This window comes from Roseobacter sp. AzwK-3b (assembly GCF_000170875.1).
Lineage (GTDB): Bacteria > Pseudomonadota > Alphaproteobacteria > Rhodobacterales > Rhodobacteraceae > Roseovarius > Roseovarius litoreus.
This window is the reverse complement of the sequence record NZ_ABCR01000005.1, coordinates 94,926-109,381: the sequence shown is the minus strand read 5'-3', so window position 1 is coordinate 109,381 and position 14,456 is coordinate 94,926. Positions and strand designations below refer to the sequence as shown.

The following is a 14,456-nucleotide window of genomic DNA, read 5'->3' as shown; positions in this document are numbered from 1 at the left end:
AGGTCCTCACACCATCGGTATTCCGTTTTCCGCACAGTCGGCGGCGACGACTTCGGCGTCGATTGTCTTCAGCCCTCGGGGCAGGGCCGGCGAGATCGTATAAACCGCATCGCCGCGCCAGATACCACCCGCCAGATCCACATTCGTGCGCAGATGCCGGGCAAAACCATAGCCGCGGATCAGCGTGTATTGCGCGGCGGCGCATTCCGCATAGCGGCTCACGTCCTCACGGTCGCGTGCGCCTACCATACGGACCTGGAAATTCACCAGGTCATCGCCCAGAAACCGGGTCTCCACGCCCTGATAGAGGGGCTTGAACTCCACGGTCTGAGGCGCGGTCGACTCGCACCCGGACACCGCGCCTGCCAATAGCAGCGCCAGCGGCGATATGAGCGCCGCGCGCCCCATCACTCGGCGGCCACCGGCGTGTCGCGCCGCGCCTTGGCGTTGGCACTCAGCTCCGCCATCAACTCGCTTGCACGCGCAATCGGGTTGGTCAGGTAGAAGTCCCGGATCGGCAACCGGAAATCCGCGTCGCCCAGTTTGCCCTTGGGCAGCGGGGTCCAGTCGGTGTCGATCACCTGATCCACCCTCTTGAGATGCGGCACCTCGGCGACCAGCGCCTGACGCAGCTGCACGAGCGAATCATACGGCAGCACACTGCCCATCTCACCCGACAGCGCCCTCAGAATCGCCCAGTTCTCCTTGGCCTCGCCCGGCGGGAAGCCCCCGCGCAGCGCCAGTTGCGGCCGACCTTCGGTGTTGACGAACAGCCCCTGCTCCTCGGTATAGGCGGCCCCCGGCAGGATCACATCGGCGCGATGCGCGCCTCGGTCCCCGTGGCTGCCCTGATAGATCACGAACGGCCCCTCATGTATGTCGAGCTCATCCGCGCCGAGGTTGTAGATCACCTCCGCCCCGTCGACAGCAGCGGCAAGCCCGCCTTGCGTCGTGCAGCCCGCATCCATGGCGCCGACCCGTCCCGCAGCCGTATGCAGGACGAGGACCCGCCCGGAAATCGCTTGAGCGGCAGCCAGAACCGCCTCGCCATCCGCCTCGTTCAATGCCCCCTGCCCGACGATGACGATCGCATCGCTGGACGTTTTCAGCTTGGAGAGCGCATCCCGGCCCGTGCCGGCATGGCTGTAATCATAGGTCAGGTCGACAGAAGGTCCGACCAGTGTCACGTTCGCACCATTGATCCACGCCTTGCGGATCCGCGCATTCAGCACCGGGGCCTCAACCGCCGGATTGGTGCCGATCAGCACGACCTCCTTCGCGGTATCCAGCTCTTCGATCGCCACATTGCCGACATAGCCCGAGCGATTGCCCGCCGGAAGCTTGGCGCCATCGGTGCGACACTCCACCTGACCGCCCAGACCCTCGATCATCTGCCGCAGCGCAAAGGCCGGCTCGACCGACACGAGATCACCGACCAGCCCGGCCACCTTGCGCGCGCCCTTGAGCGCCGCAGCCGCTTTGCCAAGCGCTTCGGGCCAGCTGGCAGGGCGCAGCTTGCCATTCTCACGGATATAGGGCCGGTCCAGCCGTTGACGGCGCAGACCGTCCCAAACGAACCGGGTCTTGTCGGAAATCCATTCCTCGTTCACGCCATCATGGTTGCGCGGCAGGATCCGCATCACTTCGCGCCCCTTGGTGTCCACCCGGATGTTCGATCCAAGCGCATCCATCACGTCGATCGTCTCTGTCTTGGTCAGCTCCCAGGGCCGCGCGGTGAAGGCATAGGGCTTCGAGACAAGCGCCCCAACCGGGCACAGATCGATGATGTTGCCCTGCAGGTTGCTGTCCAGCGTCTCTCCCAGATAGCTGGTGATCTCGGCATCTTCGCCGCGTCCGGTCTGACCCATCTGGTTGATCCCCGCCACCTCGGTGGTGAAGCGCACGCAACGGGTGCAGGAAATGCAGCGCGTCATATGGGTTTCGACCAGCGGCCCAAGATCCAGATCCTCACTCGCGCGCTTGGGTTCGCGGTAGCGGCTGAAATCCACACCATAGGCCATCGCCTGATCCTGCAGGTCGCATTCGCCGCCCTGATCGCAGATCGGACAATCCAGGGGATGGTTGATCAGCAGAAACTCCATCACCCCTTCGCGGGCCTTCTTGACCATCGGCGAATTGGTCTTGACCATCGGCGGCTGACCTTCGGGGCCGGGGCGCAGATCGCGCACTTGCATCGCACAAGAGGCTGCGGGCTTGGGCGGGCCGCCCACGACTTCGACAAGGCACATCCGGCAGTTGCCCGCGATCGACAGCCGCTCGTGGTAGCAAAACCGCGGGATTTCGATCCCGGCCTGCTCACACGCCTGGATCAGCGTCATCGCGCCGTCCACTTCCACTTCCTGATCGTCGATGATGATCTTGCGCAGGTCAGACATGATTTCTCACTTCGTTCTCAGCAACAGGCCGATCTGGCTCTGCTTTTGGATTTCGGCGCGGCCAAGGGCGCACAGGCTGGCAGGCTCTCGATTGCTGGCCCCATGCGCCTGAAAATAGGCGTTGCGCCGCTCGCGCATCTTCGCCTTTTCCGCGTCGTTGTTGATGTAGGCGTCGATCTCGGCGTCCGAGTATCCCTTCTCGGCGGCCTTCTGCTTGAGCGACACAAGGTAGGAACGCGCATCGAACAAACGTGCCGAGATGTCCGAGCATTCACGGCGGATCTTGTCGGCCACGGCAATGACCAGAAGACCGGCGTTGATGTCTTTTTCCTTCGACAGTCCGATTTCAGCCGAGGCTTGCGCGGTGGCGGCGCTCGCCACCAGCATGAGCGCCAAAGCAGATGATTTCACAAGACGCATGGGGGTAACTCCTTTCAGCGACAGAGCGGGACGACGCTGTGCCGTCCCATCTGCCCTGCAGATGGGCGTTCCGTGGGGCGCTATGCAATAACACCTCTCGGAACGGCCTGTCATGCAACGGAAAGTCACCATATCACGCACCGGCCTTTCAGCATCAGGTTGCCATTCGACATCTGTACCGCGCCGCTCTCGCCATCTGGTCCCTCGCTCCACGCGATCTCGGAGGTTCCGAAATTCTCGATGCAATAGCGGGTTCCTTCATGACGCCCGGCCGCTTGCGCCGCCTCGAGGCTCTGCGACGCACGGCGCACGCTGACCTCGAAATCCAAGCGGTCATCCGATGCCTTCTTGGCCTTGGCCGGAAAATACATGCCGTCGAACAGAACCCGTTCGGACCGCTCGCTGCAGGCGGCCAGCATGAGAGCCGACACCGTCATGAGGATGAGAGCGCGCATCTGCCTACTCCGCCGCGACCGCGCTGACGCGGCCCGATTTCTGTGCCTTGATACGATCCTCGATCTCGTCGCGGAAGTTGCGGATCAAGCCTTGGATCGGCCAGGCCGCCGCGTCGCCAAGCGCGCAGATCGTGTGGCCCTCGACCTGTTTGGTCACGTCGAACAGCATGTCGATCTCCTCGACTTCGGCCTCGCCGCGCACCAGACGGTCCATCACCCGCATCATCCAGCCCGTGCCTTCGCGGCAAGGCGTGCACTGACCGCAGCTTTCGTGCTTGTAGAATTTCGACAGCCGCCAGATCGCCTTGATGATGTCGGTGGACTGGTCCATCACGATGACCGCCGCCGTCCCGAGCGACGAGCCCTTTTCCTTCAGCGCATCGAAATCCATCACCGCATCGCGCATGTTCTCGCCGTGCACGCAAGGCACCGACGAGCCGCCGGGGATCACCGCCTTGAGGTTGCTCCAGCCGCCCCGGATACCGCCGCAATGCTTGTCGATCAGCTCTTCGAACGAGATCGACATGCTTTCCTCGACCACGCAGGGCGCGTTCACATGCCCCGAGATCGCGAAAATCTTGGTGCCGGTGTTGTTCGGACGACCGAAGCCCGCGAACCATTCTGGCCCACGGCGCAGGATCGTCGGCGCCACGGCAATCGACTCCACGTTGTTCACCGTAGTGGGACAGCCGTAAAGCCCCGCCATCGCCGGGAATGGCGGCTTCATGCGCGGCATCCCCTTCTTGCCTTCAAGGCTTTCCAGAAGGGCGGTTTCCTCACCACAGATATAAGCGCCCGCGCCGTGATGCAGGTAGAGGTCGAAATCATAGCCCGACTTGCAGGCGTTCTTGCCGATCAGACCGGCATCATAGGCCTCGTCTATCGCGGTCTGCAGCGCCTCGCGCTCGCGGATATATTCGCCGCGAATGTAGATGTAGCAAGCATGCGCCTTCATCGCATAGGACGCGATCAGGCAGCCTTCGATCAGGGTATGCGGATCATGGCGCATGATCTCGCGGTCCTTGCAGGTGCCCGGCTCGGATTCGTCGGCATTGACCACCAGATAGGCAGGGCGACCATCGCTTTCCTTGGGCATGAAGGACCATTTCAGCCCCGTCGGAAAGCCCGCGCCACCACGTCCGCGCAGGCCGCTGGCTTTCATCTGATCGATGATCCATTCGCGGCCATTCTGCAGGATTTTCGCCGTCCCGTCCCAATGACCACGCGCCATCGCCCCTTTCAGGGAACGGTCATGCATCCCGTAAAGATTGGTAAAGATACGGTCTTCGTCCTTGAGCATCCGATATCACCCTCGGTTGTCCCGGCGCGCGCGCCAGATTTGCATCGTGACCACCAACGCCCAGAACAGGGCGGCAATGGCGGCCAGATCGAACAGAAAGACGAACCTTACCGGCCAGTCCATTTGCGACCCGACCCACTGAGCGCCCATCCAGACGAGCATCGTCACCGCAATGACCACACCAACGGTGCGGCCCTTGCGTGCCAATTGCATTTCGTCCGGACGGTTGCTCATTCTGTCAGCCTTTCCCTCAATACACGCCGCCGTCTTCGACGCGTTTAGAGAATTCCGTTTCACCGCCCGCCGCCAGTATCTTGGCCTGCTCGACCCAGTTGTCGCGGCTTGCGCGGCCCTTGAAGCCCTTCAGATTGGCATCCATCCACGCCAACTCATCCGCGCCCCAGCTGGCGATCTGGTCGAAATGATAAAAGCCCATCTCATGCAGCAGACTTTCAAGTTTCGGACCAACGCCCTTGATTTCCTTCAGATTATCGGCCTGCCCGCCCTTTGGCGCCGACAGCGCCGCTGGCTTGGTGCCGATTTCCTCGTCGTCTTTGCCCTCATCCCCCGAGGACGCCGTCGATGTCGTTTTCGCGTCGGCCTTGTCCTCGGCCTTGGCTGTATCCTTCGCCTTGGTCTCGGCCTTGGCCTTGGGTGCCTCAGGCGCCGCCGGCTTGGCCACGGGCGCAGTCGCAGACTTTGGCGCTTCCGGTGCCGCTGCCACTTTTGGCTCTGCCGTCGCACTTGCCGCCGCTGCCGCCGGCGTGGCCCCTGCCGGTTCGGTGCCCATCAGCTTGCCGATAGCACCCCCGGCAACCGTAGCCGCGACAGGTGCCTCACCCGTGCAGACAAGCCGCGTGAACACCAACCCAAGAAACACCGCCACGGCCACCCCGGCCATCAGTGCACCGATGAACCCGACCGGCTCGATGGTGCCCCAAAGCACAGCGATCCCCGCGATCGCCGACAAGGCCCAGCAAACGATCTGGCAGACCGTCCAATTTGCAGAATTCGACATCACTATTAACCCCCTGTTGGTGTCTCAAGAGCGCCTTATTCGACGCCTCCTTTCCTGGCTCTGGACGAAAACTCGGTGTCCTTGCCCTCGGCCAGCAGTTTCGCTTGTTCGACCCAATGATCGCGGCTGACCCGTCCCTTGAACCCTTCGAGGTTCTGGTCAACCCACTGCACTTCTTCTTCGGTCCAGTTCGCCACCTGATCGAAATGGAAAAATCCCAGACCATGCAGCAGCTGTTCAAGTTTGGGGCCAACGCCTTTGATCAGCTTGAGATCATCCGCCCCGGCCTTGCGCGGCGCTTTCATGACGCGCGGCTTCTTGCCGGGCGATTGCGACGGATCTGCCGCCGGTTGCGGCGCAGGCTTGGCCTTGGACTTGGCCGGTGCCTCGCGCTTGGAGATGCCCGTCTCATCGGCCTTGGCATCCTTGCCCGGTTGCGGCTTGGCGGCCTTCGCGCCCACCTCCTGCGGTGTTTCGTTCAGCTTCACAGCAGGGTCTGCAGGCCGGTGGTTCGCGCCTTTGTCGCGCCATGGCGCAAGCACCGGCACCTCGGTGCCGTCGATCCGCTTGACCGTATCCCCCAGATCGTTGGCCAGCTGCACACTCGCGTTATGCGCCATGCGCCCCTTGTCATGCGCCAGAAGGCTGGTCAGCCCCGACACCGGCTCGCTGGCATAGCGGCCATTCTGCGGACCCGGTGCAGGAACCTTGCCCGCCACCAGATCATCCAGCATCTGCGCAAAGCGCTCTGCTGTGAGATCCTCGTAATAATCCTTGCCGATCTGCGCCATTGGCGCATTCGCACAGGCGCCAAGGCATTCCACCTCTTCCCAGCTCAGCTTGCCATCGGCGCTCAGCTCGTGGGGATTGGGCGAGATCTTTTCGCGGCACACACCGATCAGATCCTCGGCGCCGCAGATCATGCAAGACGTGGTGCCGCAAACCTGCACATGCGCCACGCTGCCCACCGGCTGCAGCTGGAACATGAAATAGAAGGTGGCCACTTCGAGACCGCGAATGAAATCCATGTCCAGCATCTGCGCGACATGCTCGATCGCGGGACGGCTCAGCCACCCCTCCTGCTCCTGGGCGCGCCACAGCAGCGGAATGATCGCGCTCGCCTGCCGGCCCTCGGGATACTTGGTGATCTGTGCCTCGGCCCAGGCCCGGTTTTCGGGCGTGAAGGCGAAGCTTTCAGGCTGCTCTTTATGGAGACGTCTCAGCATACCTACGCACAGGCTCCTGTCTTCAATTTCACCCCGCCATTGTCCAACCGTTCGGCTTCGCCCGCGGTCAGCAGATACGCGGTGATCGCCGTCGACTGCTCGCGGGTCAGTCCCGCCTGCAATTCGACCGGCAGATAATCCGCTTCGGTGACCATCTCGCACCCGATCGAGGCGACGGCCGTTTTGTAATCTTTCAGATCTTCGGGGCTCACCCCCTCGGGCGGCATCGCACAACCCGCAAGCCCGACAAAACCGACGGCCATTGCCGCCCAGACACGCATCGTCACCTGTCGATCTCCCCGAACACAACGTCCATCGTTCCGATGATCGCCGCCACGTCGGCCAATTGATGGCCGCCTGCGACATAATCCATCGCCTGCAGATGCAGGAACCCCGGCGCGCGCAGCTTGGCGCGATAGGGCTTGTTGGTGCCATCCGCCACCAGATAGACGCCAAACTCGCCCTTGGGCGCTTCGACGGCGGCATAGACTTCGCCCTCGGGCACGCGGAATCCTTCGGTGTAAAGCTTGAAGTGGTGGATCAGCGCCTCCATCGAGGTCTTCATCTCGCCCCGCGACGGCGGCGTGATCTTGCCGCGTGCCAGCACATCGCCCTGCCCGTCGGGTGCCCGCAGCTTGGCGATGCACTGATGGATGATCGACAGCGACTGGCGCATCTCTTCCATGCGCACCAGATAGCGGTCATAGCAATCGCCGTTCTTGCCCACGGGGATCTGGAAATCGAACTCGTCGTAACATTCATAAGGCTGCGCGCGGCGCAGATCCCATGCCAGCCCCGAGCCGCGCACCATGACACCCGAGAATCCCCAATCGAGAATGTCCTTCTCGGTCACCACCCCGATATCGGCATTGCGCTGCTTGAAGATCCGGTTCTCGGTCAACAGGCCGTCGATATCAGCAAGCACGCGCGGGAACTCATGCGCCCATGTCTCGATATCGTCGATCAGCTCGGTCGGCAGATCCTGATGCACGCCGCCGGGGCGGAAATAGGCCGCATGAAGGCGCGCGCCGCAGGCCCGCTCATAGAAGACCATCAGCTTTTCGCGCTCTTCGAACCCCCACAAGGGCGGTGTGAGCGCGCCCACATCCATCGCCTGCGTCGTGACGTTCAGCAGGTGGTTCAGGATGCGGCCGATCTCGGAATAAAGCACCCGGATCAGGCTGGCGCGGCGTGGCACCTCAACCCCGGTCAGCTTCTCGATCGCCAGACACCAGGCATGTTCCTGGTTCATCGGCGCCACGTAATCCAGCCGGTCGAAATAGGGCAGGTTCTGCAGATAGGTCCGACTTTCCATCAGCTTTTCGGTGCCGCGATGGAGCAGCCCGATATGCGGATCGCAGCGTTCGACGATCTCGCCGTCAAGCTCGAGCACAAGACGCAGCACACCATGCGCCGCCGGGTGCTGCGGCCCGAAATTGAGATTGAAGTTGCGGATCTTCTGTTCGCCCGTCAGGGCGTCTTCGAACTTGGCGCCGTCCATCACTTGCCCTCCGCTTTCTTCTCGTCGCCGGGCAGGATGTATTCGGCCCCTTCCCAAGGCGACATGAAGTCGAATTGACGATATTCCTGCACCAGGCTCACAGGCTCATAGACCACGCGCTTTTGCACCTCGTCATAGCGCACCTCGGTATAACCGGTGGTCGGGAAATCCTTGCGCAGCGGATGCCCGCGAAAGCCGTAATCAGTCAGGATGCGGCGCAGGTCCGGGTGACCGGAAAACAGGATGCCGAACATATCGAAGACTTCGCGCTCGAACCAGTTGGCCGAGGGATGGATCTCGGTGATCGACGGCACCATGTCCTCTTCGCGCGCCGCCGCCCGCAGGCGGATACGGTGGTTCTGATACATGCTCAGGAAATGATAGACCACGTCGAACCGCTTGGCTCGGTCGGGGTAATCGACCGCGGTGATATCCACCAGTGACGAAAAGCGACAGGTCTGATCGGTTTTCAGAAACTCGACCAGCGCCGCGATATTCGGCAGCGCCACGTCCACATTCAATTCGCCATGGGAAACATCCCAACCAAGAACGCAATCGGGGCGTTTCACCTCGATATAGGCGCCCAGTTCCTTCAGCGCGTTGCTCATCGTCATCGTCCTTTCGCGCGAGGGTCCCGCCCCACGCCTGTAACACAGTGCACCCTCAGCGCACGATCGTCCCGGTCCGGCGTATCTTGCGCTGCAACTGCATGATCCCGTAGACCAGCGCCTCGGCCGTCGGAGGGCAACCCGGCACGTAGATGTCCACCGGCACGATGCGGTCGCATCCGCGCACCACCGAATAGCTGTAGTGGTAGTAACCCCCGCCATTGGCGCAGGAGCCCATCGAGATCACGTAACGCGGCTCGGGCATCTGGTCATAGACCTTGCGCAGCGCGGGCGCCATCTTGTTGGTCAGCGTGCCGGCCACGATCATAAGGTCCGACTGGCGCGGGCTGGCGCGCGGCGCCGTGCCGAACCGCTCAAGGTCATAGCGCGGCATCGAGGCATGCATCATCTCGACCGCACAGCACGCCAGACCGAATGTCATCCAGTGCAGGCTGCCGGTGCGCGCCCAGTTGATGATGTCCTCGGTCGAGGTGACAAGAAAGCCCTTGTCCTGCAACTCGCGGTTCAGATCCTGGGTGGCGACCTCGCGATCGAACCCGGCTGTGTTGGCTCCGGTCGCTACTCCCATTCCATCGCCCCTTTTCTCCATTCATACGCGAACCCGGCCGTCAGAACGGCCAGAAACGCCATCATCGACCAGAACGCCGTCATCGAGATGTCCTGAAACGCCACCGCCCACGGAAACAGCATCGCGATTTCCAGGTCGAAGATGATGAACAGGATCGACACCAGGTAGAACCGGACATCGAATTTCATCCGCGCATCATCGAAAGCGTTGAACCCGCATTCATAGGCGCTCAGCTTTTCGGGGTCGGGATTTCGCACCGCCGCAACGATCGCCGCAAGAAGAAGAACAAGGCCAAGACCGATCGCAACGGCCAGAAGGACCAGAATGGGAAGATATTCCCTCAGCATCTCTTCCACTGGGTGGCTCCTTTCACGCGCGTCCCGAGCGCATTCAGATGGCTACACTGACTATGGCAGGGTTTACCGCCGCCCCACTTCCGGGTCAACCAACGGCGAACACATTCCGATCACTGCACGCGTCCTTAAACTAAAGATGTATGCAGGTGTATACTAAATATAGACAAATTGTCCCAACGCCCCGATATCCCGGCCAGTCTTCACGAGTGTTCGTTGAAAAATTAGGGCGAATCCGGCGCCTGTCATCCCCTCTCGGGACACGAATCCGTCACTCGGCCCAACCCGGCTTGCGCTTGTCGAAAAACGCGCCGATCCCCTCGGGCGCCTCGCGGCCCTCCCAACACGCGGCAAGTTCCGCGACGGAATGCGCGATCACCGCCTCGTCGATGCGCGGCCCAAGATGGCGCAGCAGGGCTTTCGCACGCGCCACGGCACCGGGCGCGCAGGACAGGTAAGGCGCCACCTCGGCCTCCACAGCCTCATCCAGCCGGTCTTCGGGCACCGACCGGGACAGCAGGTTCAGCGCCACGGCCTCCTCCGCGCCAAAGCGTCGCCCCGACATGAACACCCGCCGCGCCCGTGCCTCGCCCATCCGCGCGCAGACATACGGCCCGATCGTGGCCGGGATCAGCCCCAGCCGCGTCTCGGTCAGGCCCATCGTGATATGCTCCACCCCGATCGCCACGTCGCAGACGCTGGCCAGCCCGACCCCACCGCCGAAGGCAGGGCCATGCAGCCGCCCGATCAGCGGCTTGGGCAAGGTGTTGAGCGCCTGCAGCATATGCGCCAGCTTGCCCGCCTCGGCCGATCTCGTCTCGGGCTCCGCATCGAATTGCTGCCGCATCCAGTCCAGATCACCACCCGCGCAAAACGTCTTGCCGTGGGCCGCGAGCACCACCACCCGCACGCCCTCATCCGCGCCAAGCTCGCGCGCCGCCTCGTGCAGCTCCGCGATCATCCGTGCCGACATGGCATTGTGCTTGTCGGCCCGGTCCAGCCACAGCGTCGCCACACCGCGCACATCCCTCTCGATGCTGATTGTCTCGAACATGCCCCTGCTCCCTCCGCTCATCCGCCTGACCGCATCGTGCGGGCCATCTGTGCGGCGCGCGCCAGCACCTCGCGGTCCAGCCCTGTCTCATATCCCATCGCCTGCACATGGTCGTGCACGGCCTCCGTCGCCACATTGCCCGACGCCCCCGGCGCATAGGGACAGCCGCCAAGCCCGCCCACCGCCGCATCGAACACCCGCAGCCCGCGCGCCAGCGACACCCCGATATTGTCCAGCGCGCGCCCGCCCGTGTCGTGGTAATGCCCGGCCAGCGCGCTTTCCGGCACCACATCGCAGACCGCCGCCAGCATGGCGTCGATGGTCTCGGGTGTGCCCTGCCCGATCGTGTCACCAAGCGAAATCTCGTAGCAGCCCATCTCGAAAAGCCTCGCCGCCACGCGCGCCACATCCCCCGGCGCAACCGGCCCGTCATAGGGGCAATCGGTCACGCAGGACACATAACCCCGCACCGTTATCCCCGCCGCCCGTGCCGCCTCTGTCACCGGCGCGAACCGCTCGAGGCTTTCGGCGATGCTCGCGTTGATATTGGCCTTCGAGAACCCCTCCGAGGCCGCCCCGAAAATCGCCACCTCATCGGCCTTCGCCGCCAGCGCCCCTTCCAGCCCGCGCAAATTGGGCGTCAGCGCGGCATAGCGGACACCGGGTGCGCGGCGAATACCGGCGAGGACATCGGCGGAATCCGCCATCTGCGGCACCCATTTCGGGCTGACGAAACTCGCCACCTCGATCCGGGCAAATCCCGCACTGCTCAAGGTATCGATCAGCGCGATCTTCTCCGCCGTGGGGATCTGCCGTTTTTCGTTCTGCAGCCCGTCGCGCGGGCCGACCTCGAATATCTCGACCCTGTCAGCCATCCCATGCCTCGTAGAAATCCCTGTCATAGATCCGCGTGCCATCTTCCGTGGGCAGCGATGCGCGAAACCCCTCGCGCTCGGTCAGCCGCTCGTACCAAGCAGCCGTCTGCGGGAACGGATCGAGCCGCGCGAAGTGACGCGCCATATAAACCGCCTGCCCCACGCAGATATCCGCCGCCGAGAATCCGCTGGTCAGCAGATGGTCGCGATTCTCCACCGGCGTCGACAACCGCGCCTCGATCGCGGCATAGCATTTGGCGATCCGTGCCGCCTCGAGCTTCATGACGATGGGACTGCGCATGGCGTCTTCATAGAGCATGATATGCTGCTGCGTCAGCGCCGCGACATGCTGGCTCAGCGTTTCGGCGAAATGCACCCAGACCAGCCACGCCATGCGGTCCATGTCCCCCGGCATCCGGCCCAATCCCGCCTCCGGAAACCGGTCGCACAGATATTCGACCATGGCGCCGGATTCGAACATCCGCTCCCCCTCGATCTCCAGCGCAGGCACCCGCCCCGCCGGTGACAGGCTCAGGAATTCGGGCGCGCGCAAGGACTTGTCGAAGGCATGTTCCTGCACCCGGAACGACACCCCCAGCTCATGCAGCAGCCACAACACCCGCATCGAGCGGCTCTGCGGCACATGATGCAGCGTGATCATGCGCTGTCCGCCTCCCCGTCTTTCGCCTCCGCCTGTCCCTCCAGCCGCACCAGCGCGGCCCCGGCCTCGACCTGCGCACCGGCCTCGACCAGAACCTCGGCCACGATCCCGTCGCGCGCGGCCAGCAGGGCATGCTCCATCTTCATGGCCTCCAGCACCGCCAGCCTGTCGCCCTCGGCCACCGCCTGACCGGGCCGCGCCAGCACCTCCTTGACCAACCCCGGCATCGGCGCCGCGATCAGATCGGTATCCCCGCCCTTGGCCGCCGCGCGATCCAACGGATCGATAATCTCGAAACCCAAGCCGTATTGGCTGAACACCGTGACACTCGCGCCATTGACCGCCACCTCTGGCGCCGCTTCACCATCGATCTGCCAGCGGCCCGCGACGCGGCGCGCCTCCACGGGTCTGCCTGCGACCATGACATCATGCGCATCGCACGACAGGCTGCGCAGGCGCAGCGCGATCTCTTCGCCCTCGCGCCTGAGGATGACACCGCGCTCCATCGGCTGCCATAGCGTGAACCCGGTCTCGGCCATGCTCTGCCCAAGCAATCCAAGCGCCGCCAGCCCCGCCAGCGCGATCTCGCCCGGCCGCGGCTGGGGCATCCGCGCCAGCGCGTCGATATCGCGCGCGATCAGCCCGGTATCGACATCGCCCTGCGCAAAGCCCCCGTGCCGCGCCAGGGCGCCCAGAAAGGCCAGGTTGGTCACCGTACCCGCCACCTGCGTGGCCTCCAGCGCCGCCGACAACCGCCTGAGCGCCCCCGCCCGCGTGGCGCCCTGCACGACGATCTTCGCGATCATCGGATCGTAATACGGCGAGATCTCGTCGCCTGCCCGCACGCCCGTATCGGCCCTCGCCCCTTCGGCAAAGCGCAGATGCGTCAATCGGCCCGTCGCGGGCAGGAACCCCTTGGGAACATCCTCCGCATAAAGCCTCGCCTCGAAGGCATGGCCGCGGATCGCCAGATCCTCCTGTTGCAGCGGCAACGCCTCCCCCGAGGCCACCCGCAGCTGCCATTCCACCAGATCGACGCCGGTGATCGCCTCGGTCACGGGATGCTCCACCTGCAGGCGCGTGTTCATCTCCATGAACCAGAACCCATCGGTCCTGAGCCCCCGGCTGCCATCGACGATGAATTCCACCGTGCCCGCCCCCGCATAGCCGATCGCCTCGGCCGCGCGCACCGCCGCCTGTCCCATCGCCGCGCGCATCTCTTCGGTCATGCCGGGCGCCGGTGCCTCCTCGATCACCTTCTGATGGCGTCGCTGCAGCGAACAATCGCGCTCGAAAAGATGCACCGCCCGGCGTCCGTCGCCAAAGACCTGCACCTCGATATGACGCGGTTTTGCCACGAATTTCTCGATCAGCACGGCATCATTGCCAAAGGCGGTCCGCGCCTCGCTGCGCGCGCTTCGCAGCGCATCGGCAAAATCCCCCGGCCGCTCGACCAGCCGCATCCCCTTGCCGCCGCCCCCCGCGACGGCCTTGATCAGCACCGGATAGCCGATCGCATCCGCCGCCCCCGCCAGATGCTCCGGGTCCTGATGTGCGCCGTGATAGCCCGGCACCACCGGCACGCCCGCCTCCTCCATCAGCGCCTTGGCGGCATCTTTCAGCCCCATTGCCCGGATCGCGGCTGCCGACGGCCCGATGAACACAAGCCCCGCCGCCTCGACGGCGTCCACGAAATCGGGGTTCTCCGACAAGAAGCCATAGCCCGGATGGATCGCCTGCGCGCCCGTCTCGAGAGCCGCCGCGATGATCGCATCGCTCCGCAGATAGCTCTCGGCAGGCGCAGGCCCGCCGATCCGCACCGCCCGGTCCGCCATCGCCACATGCCGCGCGCCGCGATCCGCATCGGAATAGACCGCCACTGTGCGCACCCCCATGCGCCGGGCGGTATCGATCACGCGGCAGGCGATCTCGCCGCGATTCGCAATCAGGATCGTCTCGAACATGCCAGCTCTCTCCCGGGGGCGGTGCCGCCCCTCTTC

At 63.9% G+C, this 14,456-nt stretch carries 17 protein-coding genes; all 17 read right to left on the bottom strand.

What is annotated here, in order from left to right:
• Positions 1 to 6: 6 nt before the first annotated feature.
• Complete coding sequence (locus RAZWK3B_RS10470; RefSeq protein ID WP_007814895.1) at positions 7 to 408, bottom strand: YNQ4 family lipoprotein; 402 nt, start codon at positions 406 to 408, stop codon at positions 7 to 9.
• Positions 408 to 2,396: an NADH-quinone oxidoreductase subunit NuoG gene (gene nuoG / locus RAZWK3B_RS10465; protein WP_007814894.1), complete on the bottom strand. Its 1,989-nt coding sequence runs from the start codon at positions 2,394 to 2,396 to the stop codon at positions 408 to 410. The genes RAZWK3B_RS10470 and nuoG overlap by 1 nt, the downstream gene beginning before the upstream one ends.
• A 6-nt stretch (positions 2,397 to 2,402) precedes the next feature.
• A complete protein-coding gene (locus tag RAZWK3B_RS10460; RefSeq protein ID WP_007814892.1) occupies positions 2,403 to 2,816 on the bottom strand; it encodes a DUF5333 domain-containing protein in 414 nt (137 codons plus the stop codon).
• A 125-nt stretch (positions 2,817 to 2,941) separates the two neighbouring features.
• Positions 2,942 to 3,271 carry a hypothetical protein gene (locus RAZWK3B_RS10455; RefSeq protein WP_007814891.1) on the bottom strand — a complete coding sequence of 110 codons (330 nt, stop codon included), beginning with the start codon at positions 3,269 to 3,271 and terminating at the stop codon, positions 2,942 to 2,944.
• 4 nt (positions 3,272 to 3,275) lie between these two features.
• Positions 3,276 to 4,571, bottom strand: a complete 1,296-nt coding sequence (gene nuoF / locus RAZWK3B_RS10450; RefSeq protein ID WP_007814889.1) for an NADH-quinone oxidoreductase subunit NuoF — start codon at positions 4,569 to 4,571, stop codon at positions 3,276 to 3,278.
• A 6-nt stretch (positions 4,572 to 4,577) separates the two neighbouring features.
• Entirely contained in the window at positions 4,578 to 4,805 is a 228-nt protein-coding gene (locus RAZWK3B_RS10445) for a DUF5337 domain-containing protein (RefSeq protein ID WP_007814887.1), read from the bottom strand.
• Positions 4,806 to 4,821: 16 nt separating this feature from the next.
• Entirely contained in the window at positions 4,822 to 5,589 is a 768-nt protein-coding gene (locus RAZWK3B_RS20580) for a helix-hairpin-helix domain-containing protein (RefSeq protein WP_007814885.1), read from the bottom strand.
• Positions 5,590 to 5,624: 35 nt separating this feature from the next.
• Positions 5,625 to 6,815, bottom strand: a complete 1,191-nt coding sequence (locus tag RAZWK3B_RS10435) for an NADH-quinone oxidoreductase subunit E (RefSeq protein WP_007814883.1) — start codon at positions 6,813 to 6,815, stop codon at positions 5,625 to 5,627.
• Between the two features lie 2 nt (positions 6,816 to 6,817).
• Positions 6,818 to 7,096, bottom strand: coding sequence for a hypothetical protein (locus tag RAZWK3B_RS10430; protein ID WP_050774221.1), 279 nt, complete (start codon positions 7,094 to 7,096; stop codon positions 6,818 to 6,820).
• Positions 7,097 to 7,098: 2 nt separating this feature from the next.
• Positions 7,099 to 8,316 (bottom strand): NADH-quinone oxidoreductase subunit D, encoded by a 1,218-nt coding sequence (locus RAZWK3B_RS10425; protein WP_007814879.1) that lies wholly within the window; start codon positions 8,314 to 8,316, stop codon positions 7,099 to 7,101.
• Positions 8,316 to 8,924: an NADH-quinone oxidoreductase subunit C gene (locus RAZWK3B_RS10420; protein ID WP_007814877.1), complete on the bottom strand. Its 609-nt coding sequence runs from the start codon at positions 8,922 to 8,924 to the stop codon at positions 8,316 to 8,318. The genes RAZWK3B_RS10425 and RAZWK3B_RS10420 overlap by 1 nt, the downstream gene beginning before the upstream one ends.
• A gap of 55 nt (positions 8,925 to 8,979) precedes the next feature.
• Entirely contained in the window at positions 8,980 to 9,513 is a 534-nt protein-coding gene (locus RAZWK3B_RS10415; protein WP_007814875.1) for a NuoB/complex I 20 kDa subunit family protein, read from the bottom strand.
• The gene (locus RAZWK3B_RS10410) at positions 9,504 to 9,869 is read right to left on the bottom strand and encodes an NADH-quinone oxidoreductase subunit A (RefSeq protein ID WP_007814874.1); all 366 of its coding nucleotides are present in this window, start codon (positions 9,867 to 9,869) and stop codon (positions 9,504 to 9,506) included. Before RAZWK3B_RS10410 ends, RAZWK3B_RS10415 begins: the two co-directional genes overlap by 10 nt.
• 268 nt (positions 9,870 to 10,137) lie before the next feature.
• Complete coding sequence (locus RAZWK3B_RS10405) at positions 10,138 to 10,920, bottom strand: crotonase/enoyl-CoA hydratase family protein (protein WP_007814872.1); 783 nt, start codon at positions 10,918 to 10,920, stop codon at positions 10,138 to 10,140.
• A gap of 17 nt (positions 10,921 to 10,937) precedes the next feature.
• Positions 10,938 to 11,795 (bottom strand): hydroxymethylglutaryl-CoA lyase, encoded by an 858-nt coding sequence (locus RAZWK3B_RS10400; RefSeq protein ID WP_007814870.1) that lies wholly within the window; start codon positions 11,793 to 11,795, stop codon positions 10,938 to 10,940.
• On the bottom strand, positions 11,788 to 12,456 hold the full coding sequence (locus tag RAZWK3B_RS10395) for a glutathione S-transferase family protein (protein ID WP_007814868.1): 669 nt from the start codon (positions 12,454 to 12,456) through the stop codon (positions 11,788 to 11,790). Before RAZWK3B_RS10395 ends, RAZWK3B_RS10400 begins: the two co-directional genes overlap by 8 nt.
• Entirely contained in the window at positions 12,453 to 14,420 is a 1,968-nt protein-coding gene (locus RAZWK3B_RS10390; RefSeq protein ID WP_007814866.1) for an acetyl/propionyl/methylcrotonyl-CoA carboxylase subunit alpha, read from the bottom strand. Before RAZWK3B_RS10390 ends, RAZWK3B_RS10395 begins: the two co-directional genes overlap by 4 nt.
• Positions 14,421 to 14,456: the final 36 nt, after the last annotated feature.

What these genes read in the sequence shown, in the direction of transcription:
- RAZWK3B_RS10455 (WP_007814891.1), bottom strand. Translation starts at nt 3,271, where the DNA reads ATGCGCGCTCTCATCCTCATGACGGTGTCGGCTCTCATGCTGGCCGCC.
- RAZWK3B_RS10395 (WP_007814868.1), bottom strand. Translation starts at nt 12,456, where the DNA reads ATGATCACGCTGCATCATGTGCCGCAGAGCCGCTCGATGCGGGTGTTG.
- RAZWK3B_RS10445 (WP_007814887.1), bottom strand. Translation starts at nt 4,805, where the DNA reads ATGAGCAACCGTCCGGACGAAATGCAATTGGCACGCAAGGGCCGCACC.
- RAZWK3B_RS10435 (WP_007814883.1), bottom strand. Translation starts at nt 6,815, where the DNA reads ATGCTGAGACGTCTCCATAAAGAGCAGCCTGAAAGCTTCGCCTTCACG.
- RAZWK3B_RS20580 (WP_007814885.1), bottom strand. Translation starts at nt 5,589, where the DNA reads ATGTCGAATTCTGCAAATTGGACGGTCTGCCAGATCGTTTGCTGGGCC.
- RAZWK3B_RS10430 (WP_050774221.1), bottom strand. Translation starts at nt 7,096, where the DNA reads ATGCGTGTCTGGGCGGCAATGGCCGTCGGTTTTGTCGGGCTTGCGGGT.
- nuoF (WP_007814889.1), bottom strand. Translation starts at nt 4,571, where the DNA reads ATGCTCAAGGACGAAGACCGTATCTTTACCAATCTTTACGGGATGCAT.
- RAZWK3B_RS10425 (WP_007814879.1), bottom strand. Translation starts at nt 8,316, where the DNA reads ATGGACGGCGCCAAGTTCGAAGACGCCCTGACGGGCGAACAGAAGATC.
- RAZWK3B_RS10470 (WP_007814895.1), bottom strand. Translation starts at nt 408, where the DNA reads ATGGGGCGCGCGGCGCTCATATCGCCGCTGGCGCTGCTATTGGCAGGC.
- RAZWK3B_RS10420 (WP_007814877.1), bottom strand. Translation starts at nt 8,924, where the DNA reads ATGAGCAACGCGCTGAAGGAACTGGGCGCCTATATCGAGGTGAAACGC.
- RAZWK3B_RS10405 (WP_007814872.1), bottom strand. Translation starts at nt 10,920, where the DNA reads ATGTTCGAGACAATCAGCATCGAGAGGGATGTGCGCGGTGTGGCGACG.
- RAZWK3B_RS10390 (WP_007814866.1), bottom strand. Translation starts at nt 14,420, where the DNA reads ATGTTCGAGACGATCCTGATTGCGAATCGCGGCGAGATCGCCTGCCGC.
- nuoG (WP_007814894.1), bottom strand. Translation starts at nt 2,396, where the DNA reads ATGTCTGACCTGCGCAAGATCATCATCGACGATCAGGAAGTGGAAGTG.
- RAZWK3B_RS10460 (WP_007814892.1), bottom strand. Translation starts at nt 2,816, where the DNA reads ATGCGTCTTGTGAAATCATCTGCTTTGGCGCTCATGCTGGTGGCGAGC.
- RAZWK3B_RS10400 (WP_007814870.1), bottom strand. Translation starts at nt 11,795, where the DNA reads ATGGCTGACAGGGTCGAGATATTCGAGGTCGGCCCGCGCGACGGGCTG.
- RAZWK3B_RS10415 (WP_007814875.1), bottom strand. Translation starts at nt 9,513, where the DNA reads ATGGGAGTAGCGACCGGAGCCAACACAGCCGGGTTCGATCGCGAGGTC.